Annotated in this window: 13 protein-coding genes and 2 pseudogenes; 2 read left to right on the top strand and 13 right to left on the bottom strand. The window is 30.1% G+C overall.

Annotation, left to right across the window (positions count from 1 at the left end):
* Nucleotides 1–29: 29 nt before the first annotated feature.
* A complete protein-coding gene (locus tag Q3V31_RS29655) occupies nucleotides 30–2,270 on the bottom strand; it encodes a M60 family metallopeptidase (RefSeq protein WP_329767641.1) in 2,241 nt (746 codons plus the stop codon).
* Nucleotides 2,271–2,837: 567 nt separating this feature from the next.
* Nucleotides 2,838–4,112 carry an oligopeptide:H+ symporter gene (locus Q3V31_RS29650; RefSeq protein ID WP_329767640.1) on the bottom strand — a complete coding sequence of 425 codons (1,275 nt, stop codon included), beginning with the start codon at nucleotides 4,110–4,112 and terminating at the stop codon, nucleotides 2,838–2,840.
* 224 nt (nucleotides 4,113–4,336) lie between these two features.
* On the opposite strand from Q3V31_RS29650, the pseudogene Q3V31_RS29645 reads away from it, so the two are divergent.
* Together Q3V31_RS29645 and Q3V31_RS29640 are read left to right on the top strand one after the other, a co-directional pair.
* Nucleotides 4,337–4,639 (top strand): annotated as a pseudogene (locus Q3V31_RS29645) (DUF4046 domain-containing protein); the annotation flags it as partial.
* Between the two features lie 105 nt (nucleotides 4,640–4,744).
* Nucleotides 4,745–5,131, top strand: a pseudogene (locus Q3V31_RS29640) (DUF5123 domain-containing protein); the annotation flags it as partial.
* A 256-nt stretch (nucleotides 5,132–5,387) separates the two neighbouring features.
* On the opposite strand, the gene Q3V31_RS29635 reads toward Q3V31_RS29640, so the two are convergent.
* From Q3V31_RS29635 to Q3V31_RS29600, 11 genes are all read right to left on the bottom strand, one after another.
* Nucleotides 5,388–5,585: a hypothetical protein gene (locus Q3V31_RS29635; protein ID WP_000892864.1), complete on the bottom strand. Its 198-nt coding sequence runs from the start codon at nucleotides 5,583–5,585 to the stop codon at nucleotides 5,388–5,390.
* 339 nt (nucleotides 5,586–5,924) lie between these two features.
* Nucleotides 5,925–7,274, bottom strand: coding sequence for a tryglysin-associated MATE efflux transporter WgkD (gene wgkD / locus Q3V31_RS29630; RefSeq protein ID WP_090814228.1), 1,350 nt, complete (start codon nucleotides 7,272–7,274; stop codon nucleotides 5,925–5,927).
* Nucleotides 7,271–7,585, bottom strand: a complete 315-nt coding sequence (gene wgkC / locus Q3V31_RS29625) for a PqqD family peptide maturation chaperone WgkC (RefSeq protein ID WP_061682404.1) — start codon at nucleotides 7,583–7,585, stop codon at nucleotides 7,271–7,273. The genes wgkD and wgkC overlap by 4 nt, the downstream gene beginning before the upstream one ends.
* The gene (gene wgkB, locus Q3V31_RS29620) at nucleotides 7,578–8,693 is read right to left on the bottom strand and encodes a radical SAM/SPASM peptide maturase WgkB (RefSeq protein ID WP_001247066.1); all 1,116 of its coding nucleotides are present in this window, start codon (nucleotides 8,691–8,693) and stop codon (nucleotides 7,578–7,580) included. Before wgkB ends, wgkC begins: the two co-directional genes overlap by 8 nt.
* Before the next feature lie 74 nt (nucleotides 8,694–8,767).
* Nucleotides 8,768–8,827 carry a tryglysin family RiPP peptide gene (wgkA, locus tag Q3V31_RS31065; RefSeq protein WP_423176837.1) on the bottom strand — a complete coding sequence of 20 codons (60 nt, stop codon included), beginning with the start codon at nucleotides 8,825–8,827 and terminating at the stop codon, nucleotides 8,768–8,770.
* A 244-nt stretch (nucleotides 8,828–9,071) separates the two neighbouring features.
* Nucleotides 9,072–9,131, bottom strand: coding sequence for a tryglysin family RiPP peptide (wgkA, locus tag Q3V31_RS31060; protein ID WP_423176837.1), 60 nt, complete (start codon nucleotides 9,129–9,131; stop codon nucleotides 9,072–9,074).
* A gap of 244 nt (nucleotides 9,132–9,375) precedes the next feature.
* On the bottom strand, nucleotides 9,376–9,435 hold the full coding sequence (wgkA, locus tag Q3V31_RS31055) for a tryglysin family RiPP peptide (protein WP_423176837.1): 60 nt from the start codon (nucleotides 9,433–9,435) through the stop codon (nucleotides 9,376–9,378).
* A gap of 391 nt (nucleotides 9,436–9,826) precedes the next feature.
* A complete protein-coding gene (locus Q3V31_RS29615; protein ID WP_090814229.1) occupies nucleotides 9,827–10,351 on the bottom strand; it encodes a nuclear transport factor 2 family protein in 525 nt (174 codons plus the stop codon).
* Nucleotides 10,352–10,504: 153 nt separating this feature from the next.
* A complete protein-coding gene (locus Q3V31_RS29610; RefSeq protein WP_098425970.1) occupies nucleotides 10,505–10,897 on the bottom strand; it encodes a nuclear transport factor 2 family protein in 393 nt (130 codons plus the stop codon).
* A gap of 4 nt (nucleotides 10,898–10,901) precedes the next feature.
* Entirely contained in the window at nucleotides 10,902–11,723 is an 822-nt protein-coding gene (locus tag Q3V31_RS29605; RefSeq protein ID WP_090814231.1) for an MBL fold metallo-hydrolase, read from the bottom strand.
* Between the two features lie 292 nt (nucleotides 11,724–12,015).
* Nucleotides 12,016–12,636, bottom strand: a complete 621-nt coding sequence (locus Q3V31_RS29600) for a DsbA family protein (protein ID WP_090814232.1) — start codon at nucleotides 12,634–12,636, stop codon at nucleotides 12,016–12,018.
* Nucleotides 12,637–13,451: the final 815 nt, after the last annotated feature.

The following is a 13,451-nucleotide window of genomic DNA, read 5'->3' as shown; positions in this document are numbered from 1 at the left end:
GTTCTATCTTCACATCTGATTCTTACATGTTATTTGATTGTAAGTGGTTTCCATAAAGATAACGCAAATATCCAATTCGGGTCACCATTTCCTTGATGATTTTGAACCGCTTCATACACTGTCCCTTGATGTTCTACTTTATCGCCCTTTGTATATGCCTTCTTTGGATCCCATTTTTCATAAGATACATTTTGATCTTTGGTTTTTACCGGAAGAATTTCACTTTGAATCGATGTATTTCCAGCTGCATCTACAGCCTTCACTGCATATTTATATTCCTTATTAGCTGTTAAGGTTTGATCAATAAATGTCGTTCCTTGTACGGTTTGAATCAATTGTCCATCACGTAATACTTGATATTCTTTTACACCTATATTATCTGTAGAAGGATTCCATTTTAGCTCTACACTGTTAGAAGTAAGGTTGCTTGCATATAATCCTTGTGGCTGTGTGGGAGCTTCTGTATCTGGTTTCGGATTAACAATTTGATTTACTTTTTTCAGGCCATCCTTTGTAACTTCATACATTACTTTTTTATCAAGGCTTTCACGTTTATTATTATCTAAATTTATTAATGTTGCCCTCTCTCCGCCTTCTAAATGTGTAAGCTCAATAAAATCGCCGGTCTTTACTGAAGCTTTTTGTGTTTCAGCATTTTGCTGTTTATTCCCATAAAACTCCTTGTTATATACTACTTTACCTGATGTGTTTTGCACTTTAATACTTGCATATGTACTATCAAAATAGTTATGTGGTACACCTGCTTTTAGATCAATTTGCATTTCTTCTGTTGATTTATTTAAATTTACTTTTGCGAACTCAAAATCTCCAATCCCTTTCAGCGACCATGCAAACTGGTTTCCTTCTAAAATATTATTTACATTAGGCATATCTGGTTTAATTGGATTAGAATCCGTCCCCTTCCAAATCTCTGCTGTTAAAATTGGATATCCTAATGCAGCTACTTTTTGAATGGTATCGTTATTTGGACGTAATCCCCACTTCTCAAAGAAAGGGATCAAATTTTGTTTGGCTACTTTTGATGCTGAAATCATAAATAATTGTTTTTTATTTTCATCAGTTTGTGGAAGTTCACCTGAAGGCATGTCTCTATACAATTGATGCAATTTAGGATAGAAATCCTCTCCATACGCTAACTGTAGTTGCCAAAGCATAACAAGTTTTACAAAAACATCACTAATTTCGTCATAATTTTTATTCGCTTGTTCTAGATATTGAAATGCTTTTGGATAAATTCCACTTTTCTCTAAGTTGGATGGTTGATTAAATGCTTTTTCTACAGAAAGGCTGTATATATTATTTTGTACTTCTGTCATATTATAAAACTTCCAAGGTGATTGTTGTCTCAAATGTCCTGCCTCATGCCAAGGACCCCATCCATCTTTTACAAATTTATTAATATCTAACACGTATTGGATTGCATCTCCTACATATGCAGTTCGATAAGAAGTTGCATACATATAATAATCGGGAGAATGATTTTCTTCTACGTAATGAATATAATGTTTATCTACTTGTTCTTCGGATAATCCAGCTACTTTGTCTTGAATTCGAGTAGCTTCATCCATCTTTTTCAATAGTTGTACAGGATCTGTATTAGAACCCAACAAATATTTCTTAACACGTGCAGGGCTGGCCGTAATTAATACACGTTCTCCTTTTAACTCCACTGCATGTGCATTAGGATATTGGTCCATCATGTTTATTAAATCTTGTTTCGTATGCTTTCCTAGTTCAAAGAAAGGCGTAGTCGTTCCACCTGTTGTGATTGTTGTTCGAATGGTTCCACCTTGTTGTTTATTATAAAAATAAATCATCCCCCCATTTGGAGATTGGATTGTGTTTATACCAGGTTTTAATGTAAATGATTTTATTTTAGAATCTTCTCTCCAAGAAGCATCATACGAATACGTTCCAATATATACCTGAATATCTTGATTACCTTCTACATTAATCGTTATTTGTTCATTTGGCTTTGCATATAAACCAGTTGGTTCATATGGACTAAATGCCATACTTTTTCTTTCCTGTTGTTTCAGTACCTCAGCATCCCCTTTCCCTGGGACTGTATACGTTTTATTTTCTGATTTAACTGAATTTTTACCTTGCAGTGATGTCGATAAATTTTTTTGCTGCTCCTTTTGCTCCGCAAAGACATCCGATGAAGAAATCATTCCAGTCGCAAGCATAGTTACTGTAGCAGTAGCCGCAAGTATTTTTCTAGTTTTATGTTTTGAATTATTCCCCATATTATCTCCCTCATTTTTCCTTAGTACTCTTAAGTTTTTTTGTTTTCTTCTTCATGTTTTTACAATCTAAACTATTCATACTATTTAAGTTGTGTCTATTACTCTATATTTTTTCATAAATATCTCCTTTTCTTTATGTATTATTGTATATAAATGTTATTTGATGACACATTAAATAACAACTTTACGATAAACTCATCGATAACAGCCTATTATGTTTTGATTCTGTATTCTAAACTTCCATCCAATTAGAGAAATATATCCAATTGGGTAAATAAGGAAATAAATTACAACATTTAAAGGTTGGGATCTCACGAAAAATTCATAAAACTTATTTACTTTAAAGGTTTAAACAATTGTGACCACATTTGTTTGAACCTCCACAATTTTTTTCTAAGCTATTCTCTAAAAATCTTATTTTTCGTTGTAAATAAACCTGATTGGTACTCTTTATGCAAAAGAAAAGATGGAATCTTTAATTCAACTCCACCTTTTTTCGAAATAAAAAGCATCTAATTCTATTTGAATTAGATGCTTACATTTAGTCCTTAGACCTAATATTCTATACTATTTACTCGTTTGTAAATCTTTTTTTATTACATCCCAGAGTGAATTATCTTGACGCATCGGTTTACCCTCTTCATCCCATTTTATTTTTCCTGTTCCCAATTCATAATTCATCCCTGTCCATGTGTCTTCACGGAATGCATAGAATGATTTATGCCATCCTTTTTGGTTAAAGATAGAAATAAGATCTTGCATGTATTGGGTAGCACCTGGAACAGTACGGTTAATTCCAAACTCCTCTGCAATAATTCGATTAGATGGTACATGATTTTTCTTAGACCATTGTTGGATTGGCTTCAAAAACTTCTCTAATCCCTGCTTATTCCACATTACAGGTTTCTCTAAGTCTCCTACTTTTACTAATCCTGGATATTGATATTCTTTATTTTTCTTTTCACCTTGACTCGTTAATTCATATGGTTCATACATATGAAATGCGTAAAGCGTTTTTTTATCCTTTACTGGCTTTAAGTATTTAAAGGCCCATGGAGTAGCGTATAAACCTGAATCTAAAATAACCGGTGTTTCTTGGTCTACTTCACGAATGGAATTGATCACTTTTTGATAAAATCTGTTTAAATCTGCTGTCGTTCCCTGTTTAATCAATCTCATACAGAAATCTTCATCTGCACTATAAAGTTGTAACGTATTTAAATCATAATTTTGTACCTGATATCTAAAACTCTCAGTTCTTTGAGCCTTATGACCGTTCTCAAGGTGAAAGTTATACTTTTGACCAAGTGTTCCTATCACAAACGGAGATAATAGTGCCCCTAAATTAATACCCATATAGAAAATACTGAAGCCTGAATCAGGACGAGTATCTGATTCACTATATAAATCACCAACAATACTAGATACATTCGGTTTTAATAACCCTGTTCTAAGTACTAAAAATACCATTGAGATAAATAACGTACTAATCGTTCCTGGTAGACCTAATATGAGATGACCGATCATAATTAAAACGTCACCCCAAAATATTGTTCTACTTGAACCTAATAGGCGGTCTGCAATCCACCCACCAATAATTCCAGACATGTAAACTAACGAACCATAGATAGCCATAATGGATGCAGCTGTAGCATGATCCATCCCTAGGCCACCTTTTGAAATGGAATAATACATATAGTAAAGTAATATTGCTCTCATTCCATAATAAGAAAATCGCTCCCAAAATTCTGTAAAGGATAAAGTAAATGGTCCTTTGGGATGTCCAAAGAAACCATTTTGCAGAACGGTGCGAATGATATCGCTTTTGTTAAGCTTCTCCATACAAATGCACTCTTAATATACAGATATAGTGATTGTAATTAAGTATATACCAAAAATTAGAAAATTTAAAGAAATATACATTTGTTTAATAATTAGATTTTTAAGAAAAAACAAACTATGTATTGTTTTTAATGATAATTCCATGTAAATTAATTAATATAGATATATTAATTAAAACGCTAATACTGTATAAATATAAATACAAATGTAGGAGGATTTATATATTGTCAATGAAAGCCGTTGTGATAGAAGAAATTTATCAAGAAATATTGGATGGAAAAAGGAAACGATTCCCTCCGAATACTTGGAAAGAGGATATGGATAATAAACAGGCCCGCAGAGTAATCACATATTTATTACACAGTATTTTAAAATGGAATAAGGAAGACATCAAAAAAAAGTGGAACACTCAATTGCTTGTAAAATATAAACTACGAGGATTACTCAAACATAGATACGAAAGTAGTCCTTTTAAAGCGATAAATGATTTATATCCAAGTGAGTTTAAAGAATGGGAGTTTGGTATGAGATTGGAAACTTATCTTATCAATATTTAAGTAACTGTTTATATTCAAATAAAATATTATCAAATCTAGTACTCTTTTTCACATGAAACATCTAAATTATTCCTTATTGCTTTTTATGGTACTTCATCCCATGCACAAAATAATTTAAATCATCTTGTCATAGACAATAACGAAGTAACAAATTTGAAATTAGGACTAAGTGAAGCAATTGCTGTGAATCGGAATGTAAATTTTTTTGAAGTTACCAATAACAAAGTGCATGATAACAACATCGGGATTGTTCTTATTGGACATGAAGGAGTATCTCCAGTAGCGGCTTTAGATCAGGCACGGAATGGAATTGTTCGTAACAATATTGTTCATCACAATTCATCATTCAATAATACTAGTTATAATGAATATTCAGCAGATGGTATTTACGTAGATGGTGGAAAGGAAATTATCATTGAGCAAAATCAGAACTATGAAAATTACCTTGGTATCGAAGTAGCATTTGTGAATGTTTTGTGAATGAATTACTCTTCTTTCAAATAAAAGTGTTTGACCCACAAAATAAATAACCCTCAACACGTTGTGCGTCAAGGGTTTGAGGATCTTAATATAGAGACATATATTAATTGCGTCCCCATTTGTGAACTTGTGTGCGGAATATATACAGTCCGCTTTTGCCTCTTAAACAATCATACTTGGATACTTTTTTTACTCAATATAAAATACCATCCTTACTGGCTTTATTACATTCCAGATACTACCATATATTATCTTGCATAAGTTTAGATAAGATTCTATCCTCTCTCATTAATTTGCGAAGATTATTGGCATCAAGATTAATTTTATTTACAACTACTTTAACCGTAATCGTTTTTTTGAAGATTGCTTTATCACCAGCTGATTTGCGTACAAAAGGTATAGATTCAATATTATCGTCTATTAAAGGTTCTAGCACTTGTTTTACCTTTTACTAATTGTTTGCATGTCACATCCTCCCCAGAATCTCAAGTAAATATTTTTATTGATACAAGCTATAAATCGTCAGTTTTAACTATATAGTTGAGAAGGAATGTATTAAAAAAGGAGGAGGATAATGATAAAATTCCCGAATCGTTTTTTTATAAAACTTGGTTGCGGAAAACAAATACTGAAAAGAAATGGGAAGCCCTTGATTAAAGGAATCATGGATTAAAGAACATATTGAGTATAAAAAAAGGCGGTATACACCGCCTTTTTTTATTTTATTTAAGGATGTTTCTTTAAGAATTACTACACGAAAAAGGCATTGTTAAATTTAAGCAAGAATTTTTTTCTTATTACTCTCAATACCATTAAGAATCCCTTTATATTTTCTAGAAAATATAATTGATAACATTCCATAATTAAAAAATAAGCTAATAAAAACACCAAATATATTCAAGTTGAACACATAAATGGTAATAACCATCATTACAAAAGTAATTAAATTTATTATAGCTGTTTTTATTAAAACATAATTACTTTGCCCTATAGCTTGTAAAGCATATTTATAAACATTATGTAACGGATTAAAGATATTAGCTATTATAATAAAGGTAAGTATACTTGCAGCATAATTAATTAAATTTGTATCATTTGTAATAAAGGCTACAACCTCATATTTTAAAAATACAAAAATAATACTTAAAAACATGTAAAATACCATAATAAGTCCTAAGGTCACCCTAGGAAGTTCCTTTAAATCCATTAATTGTTTAGATCCGTACCTTTCACTAACTAAAGTTAAAATGGCAGAAGAATACATATACATTGGAATTAAAATAATACTTAAAATTTGAGAAACTAATAAATATCCTGATAATTGTATATCTCCTGTTCGAGCAATCATAGCATTTACACCTATAATGAAAATACCGCCTTCTAAAATCTCTTGACCAACTAGAGAAGTGCTCTTTTTACATAAGAACTTTAAATTATTAATATATATTTTAAAGTTTAGAAAAGTAATTTTTAATTGTTTTCTACACAAATACATATAAAAAATTAAATTTATACTTAAAGCAATTATAGTTGCTATTGCCGAACCACTTATTCCTAATTTCGGAAAACCAAAGTTACCAAAAATCAGAAGATAATTTAATATTACATTCAAGATTGAGGCCACCGTTGAACCAATAAAAATCCATTTAGTTTCTTTTATTATTTTAAAAAAAGTCGAAAATGTAAATAATAATAATTGAATCAATATATATACACTCATAATAGTTAAATATTGAATAGAGTCCTCTAAAATATTTCCTTCAAAACCAAAAACTATAGATAATAAGGGCCTTTGAAATATGAGTAATAACAACGCCAAAGAAATACCTATAATTATATTAAGAAAAATAGAAGATATAAAATAATTATTAAATGATTTTATATCTTCTTGTCCCATGCTTCTTGATCCATAAATATTAAAGGAAACTGACATTACTCCTAATATGCCTGCAAATGTGAATAAAAGTGAACTCACTACACCAATAGCTCCATAAGCTTCAACAGAGATTCTCCCAATCATTGCTTGATCTACTAATTTAATTAATAACCCAGCTATTGAATTCACAACCAGTGGTACAGCTATATGATTAATTTCTTTAATGCTGTTAAGATAATTAAACCTCATGCTGATAGCTCTTTATAAATATCAGATTCAATTAAATTAGAAGATATAATACTCAATAAAGGGAAGTCTAATAAAAATTCTTTTATTGTCTCTTTACTCATATCTTCAGTTATTTCATATTCCTCTGATATTTTATCAGCAATGAATTTAAAATCTTTTCCTTTAGAAATATAATATAAAATTTCTGCACCTATATAGTTTGTTACGTAGTATTCTAGGGCAATTGGATCAAAAAAAACATATTTATCGCCCTCTTGTCTGAATATTATATTTTTCTTACCCTGAATAATAAAACATTTAATTTCATCCATTTGCTACACTCTCCTCAAAAAAGCAACTATTATCCGAACCATATATTGAGTTTGTTAAATTAAAGGCAGAAGATCTACATCCACCTCCACACCACTTATGACTACAGGTACCACATTTACCATTAATATTATCAAATGATATATTTCTTAATTTATTGAAAACAGAAGATTCATTCCAGATTTCCTTAATTGATGTACTTTTTATGTTACCAGCTCTAAATTGATCAATTCCCATCATTAAATCACAACCAAATACATCACCATTATATGCAATAGAACAAGCTTTCACACCTGCTTGGCATGATATTTCCCTTTCCTTTGTATGTATATCCGTTAAGTTCAGATCTTGATCCCATACAGATAACAAATCTAAACGATTATAATGTTCTAAAGGAAAATAATATAACCAAAACACAGGACTTTCATTAGGTGGAATTATTTTGAAATTTAATTTGATATCCCCTCTACTTTTCATTTCAGATAGATTTAAAAACATAGGATACCAATTATTCTTATCTGCTAATATACTTCCATCAGAAGCTCTACCTGTTGGACAAACTACCATGACTGTCATATAAGTTATTCCTAATAATTCATTCAGTTTAATTGTATTAATAAGGTCATTAACGTTGGTTTTATTTAATGTAAAAAGAGTAGACACTGGTAAATTATATTTTTGTAAATTTTTAATACCTTTAATTGTCTTTTTAAAACTACCATGACCACGGATTATATCGTGCACTTCTGGACAACTTCCATCTAAAGTAATACATATTCTATCAAAATCAAATTTTGATAATTTACTTGCAACTTTATCACTTATTAAAATTCCATTAGAATTAATTATTTTAGCAAATTTATATTTTTGAGTTGCACTTAATATCTCAAAAAAATCATCTCTAATAAAAGGCTCGCCACCAGTTAAGGAAATCCTATGAACGTTCATATCATCTAAGTCTTGAAATAAATTATTTAAATGATTTAGATCCATCTCCTCATTTTTTGTTTCAAATGGACTAGATGATGCATAGCAATAATCACATTTTAAATTACATCTATTAGTAATACTTATATCTACTAAAGAAGGAGCCGAATAGTAATTTCTCACAAAAACACTTCCTTTCATATACTAAAATTTAATGTAAACAGGAGTAGATTAAATTCTACTCCTGTAAATGTAAATTAGTGTTTTCCCCAAACGCTTTGACGAATAGTTACAGGTTTTTCAAATTCCTTTTTCATATCAAACATCTCCTTTAGAAATAATATTATAAATTTATTAGATTAGAAATTATCAATTGTGAATATTTTCCTATTCACAATACTACTATAACGTGGCTTCTATAATATAATTGTTTATAATTTTGAATATTCCACAGATAGTTCCAACACAAATTCATTCATAATTTTAAACTAAAGTTTTATTAATTATATTTACCCTTCTTTAAATGAATATAGGTAACATAATTTCTTTTGTAATTCTAAATTAGTGTTTTCCCCAAACGCTCTGACGAATAGTTACAGGTTTTTCAAATTCCTTTTTCATATCAAACACCTCCTTTAGAAATAATATTATAAATTTATTAGATTAGAAATTATCAATTGTGAATATTTTCCTATTCACAATATCACTATAACATGGCTTCTATAATTTTATTATTGATAATTTTGAATATTTTGTGTATAGTTCCTACATATATTCATACATTGTTTTAAACTGGAGTTTTATTAATCATATTCATCCTTCTTTAAATGAATATAGGTAACATAATTTCTCTTGTAATTCTAAATTAGTGTTTTCCCCAAACGCTCTGACGAATAGTTACAGGTTTTTCAAATTCCTTTTTCATATCAAACACCTCCTTTAGAAGTAATATTATAAATTTATTAGATTAGAAATTATCAATTGTGAATATTTTCCTATTCACAATATCAATATAACATGGCTTCTATAATATAATTCTCAATATTTTTGAATATTTTGTGTATGGTTTAGATATATATTCATATCTTGTTTTAAAATAAAATTTTATAAACCTTGCTAAAGGAAATAAAACATTTTAATTATCAATTTAAATATTGACGAAAAAAAAGAGAATGCCCCATCATTAAACAAATAGAGATGTCCTAGTACCATATCTAGGACATCCCTCCATTTTACTCATCTTATACATAACTTATCTAAATCTTTAGACCCTATATAGCTTTAACAATTAAACAATCATTAAATATATCTTCTACCTAAAACATTGTATTATCATTAGCTGCCTCATTTGGAATCTCTTGAATTACATCCCAGTGTTCAACAATCTTACCATTCTTTATACGAAATATATCGACTATAGCAACTCCCTTATCTTGAGAATTAGTACGAGAATGTACATGAAGAGCAACTGTATCCCCTTCAGCTACTACTCGTTTAATCTCTGCAGAAGAATTAGGATTTTTAACAAAATCCTCCTTAAAGAAATCCATGAAGGCTTTTCGTCCATCAGCAACAAAAGGATTATGTTGCTGATAATCTTCGCCTACATATTTAGGGATAATATCAATATTGTGGTTATTAAAAACTTCATTATAGAAATCAACTACCATTTTTTTATTCTTTTCATTTTCTGTCGCTTCTTTTGATACTGAGGCAACATTCTCACTCTTTATTGAGTTTCCTTTGTTATTACCGGTGGAAGCTTGAAATATCAAAGTCGACACAATTCCTAAAATAAACACAGAAATAATTATTACTACTAAATTTTTCTCTAATTTCATTTATACCTACCTCTTCTAATTATATAAATTATCTTCCATAACACGCTTGAGAAGTAGAAACCTTCTCAAAAATGTAATGTAAGGGGTAATGTTAGGAAATTTCGTTTATCCTAACAATTCCCCCTATACAAGGCATGTTAGAAATGATTAACTCTAACTTAATACCTCATTAACAGTTGCACTGTCCACAATTTGAATAAACTTCTTAACTTTATCGTTTTCATCAAACTCATACAGATGACAAAAATCTGCTATAAACGATTTCCCTGTTGCTTTATATGTCCCACTATATTTCCCATAAACGATAACAGTATTATTATTAAATGCATAAACTTCATCCTTTGCACTATAGTTATCCCATTCCGTACCAAGGCGTTCATGTACATTTTTCACCACTTCATCTGGACCTATATAAGTCCCCGCATATGGAAATCCAGCAGCTTCTGTCCATGATACATTTTCACTTAAATACGTTTTGAAAGCATCCAATTTTCCTTCGCCAGTTAATACATACGTTTCATGTAATAGTTTCTGATATTTATTCATAGCATTAACCCCAAGGCATTTCTTTTGTTACAACTTTTGCACTTAATTCTAATACACCTTTATTTGCATAACCTGGATATGCTGCATCAAGTTTCGCTACAAAATCTTTTGAAGTTTTACTTTCCTCAGAAGCTTGAACCGCAGTTCTTAGGTAATCCATAGTTGCAGTAAGTGCCTGATTATTTAAAGATTTTTCAATTGATCCATGGCTAGGTACAATTATGTCAGCATTTAATACTTGTAATACTTTCAAGTTTTCAATCCATGCCTCCATTGCCGCTTTTGAGCTAGTATCCGCTAAGAATACATGTATTTCGTTAAATACATCAATACCACCAATTAATACTTTTAGCTCTTTATTAAATAAGCTAGTTCTGTAATGATCTAAGCCTACTAGTTCAAATGTTAACCCCTGAAAATCAATCATTTTTTCTTTAAACACTTGAGGTAATACTACGTTGCTTGGTGCGTTTTCTCCTAAGGCACCTTTCCAAACTTTTAATTTACCTAAGACAGAATGAACAATATGTTCAACTGTAGACTCTGTAGCATACGCTATGACTTCTGGATAAGCAGCTTTAATACTCTCTAATCCAAAGTAGTAATCAGGATCCCCATGAATAATAAAGATTTTATCTAAAGATAAGTCGTTTTTTTTCAGATACTCAACAATTTCTTTCGAATCAGATTGAGTAAATTTTGAGTTTATTAAAAATGCATGTCCCGCTTTCTCAACTAAGGTTGCAGTGACCATGAAACTTTTTTCGTCTGAACTAAACACCGTCAATTTCACATCTTTTTGATTTGTATCGATTGTTTTAAACATAGAATGTTATTCTCCTTTTGTTAAAGTTATTTACTAGTTAACATATTTTTATCTTGTTCCGACAGAAGCTCCCTCTTCAATTTACCTGAAAGTGTGATAGCACCAGCAAATAGGCAAGAGATGAATGTCGGTTGGCGTAAGCTAACATGTTTGCTACTATAGCTGATAGTAAAATTAAAATTGGACTCTTTTTAAAAACAAATTGAAACCGACTGTTATAAAAAGGTTTAAGTCCATCCATTTCTAGTCTTTTTTTAAACGTTAAATGTTATATACTGTAACTTAAAATTTATTAATATAAATTTTTAAAACGCGCTTCAATTTTATCTGGCGTCATTACCCCACCACCAATAGGGATAATTTGATTCTCCTTTTGTAAAAGTAATGAAGGATAACTATTAACACCAAGCTGTCGCACTTTATTGAAATCGTTTTGGACATCTATTATTGTTTCTTGAGCGTTTAAACGTTCTAGTACTTGTTCAGGATCCAAACCATGCTCGATTGCAATCTTACGATATGTTTCAGGATCACTCAGACTTTGGCCCTCATAATAAAACGCTTTTTGCATAGCCGAGGTGAATTCTAACAAACGGTCTGGTGCTAATGAGCGTAAAGCTGAAAAGCCAATTGCAGCATCTTTCGAATTCATTTTAAAAGTACCTTCTTCAACCAATTTTTGATATGAAGGACCGAATTCTGCACCTGTAAGTTGATTAATTCTTTTATTTCCCTCTTCTATATATGAGAATTTTTTCATTGGTAAATTATCTAAAAATAACCCTCCACATAAAACCGTTAATGGCACTTCAGTGTGGTTTTTGTAAAATCCTTTAATACTTTCTGAAAAGCCATAGCACCATCCACAATAGGCGTCCCATACGTAAATAAGGTTATCTTGTTTTGTCTCCATTTAAATCTCCTACCTTTATTTTTATTATCTAGCTCAGCTAACTTTTTGGTTTATATAAGTACATCTTTTTATACCTTGTTCTTTTTGGGATACCTTACTATATTCCCCAAAAACTAATATTTCCAAAGAAAGATTAACCAAGGTTTTTAACAAAAGATTACGTTGCACATTATTGCCCCGTATCAGAAAATACTAAAGTTGGGATTATGCATTAATTTGAATGCATTAGTAACTTTCTACACCGGGTGGCAACGTGTGGACCATCATCCTTAATTAAATATATAAATCATATTTTTATTTTAAGCAGCTATCAGTTGTAACTAATTTGATTACAATCTTATGTAACCATATTAGTTACAACCATAGTAGAAGTCAATTCTTTTTTAACAAAAACAATAAATTTCTACCCTAACGCTTTTAGAATTCTATTATTAAAAACTGGCTTCTTGTTCTTAAATTTGTTAAAAAGCTTAGTAATTCCCTATAAACATCACTAGTAAATATGGAACAACAAATTCAAGATAATTTACAAAACAAATAATATAAGTACCTCTTTCATGACTTACCGACAGAGTACCAGTTCTAGTACATAGTTTTTTTCAAAGTATTACTTTTACTATTTGGGGATTTATGCTTTTCTTAGCTTGATTGCTGTATAATGATAATAAAGTTATTGAATTTTGATTATTAAAAGCTAAGAGCCTTACTACATTCTACGTAGCAAGGCTCTTTAAAGTTGTTTCAAATTACATCCATCTGTTTATATAATACTTAAAAAATGAATAATAAAGTTGTTTACTTCTTATTGAACTAAC

The sequence above is a fragment of the Bacillus nitratireducens genome, assembly GCF_036320425.1.
In the GTDB taxonomy this organism is placed as follows: domain Bacteria; phylum Bacillota; class Bacilli; order Bacillales; family Bacillaceae_G; genus Bacillus_A; species Bacillus_A nitratireducens.
Note: the sequence above shows the minus strand (reverse complement) of the source record. Positions and strands in the feature narration are given on the sequence as shown.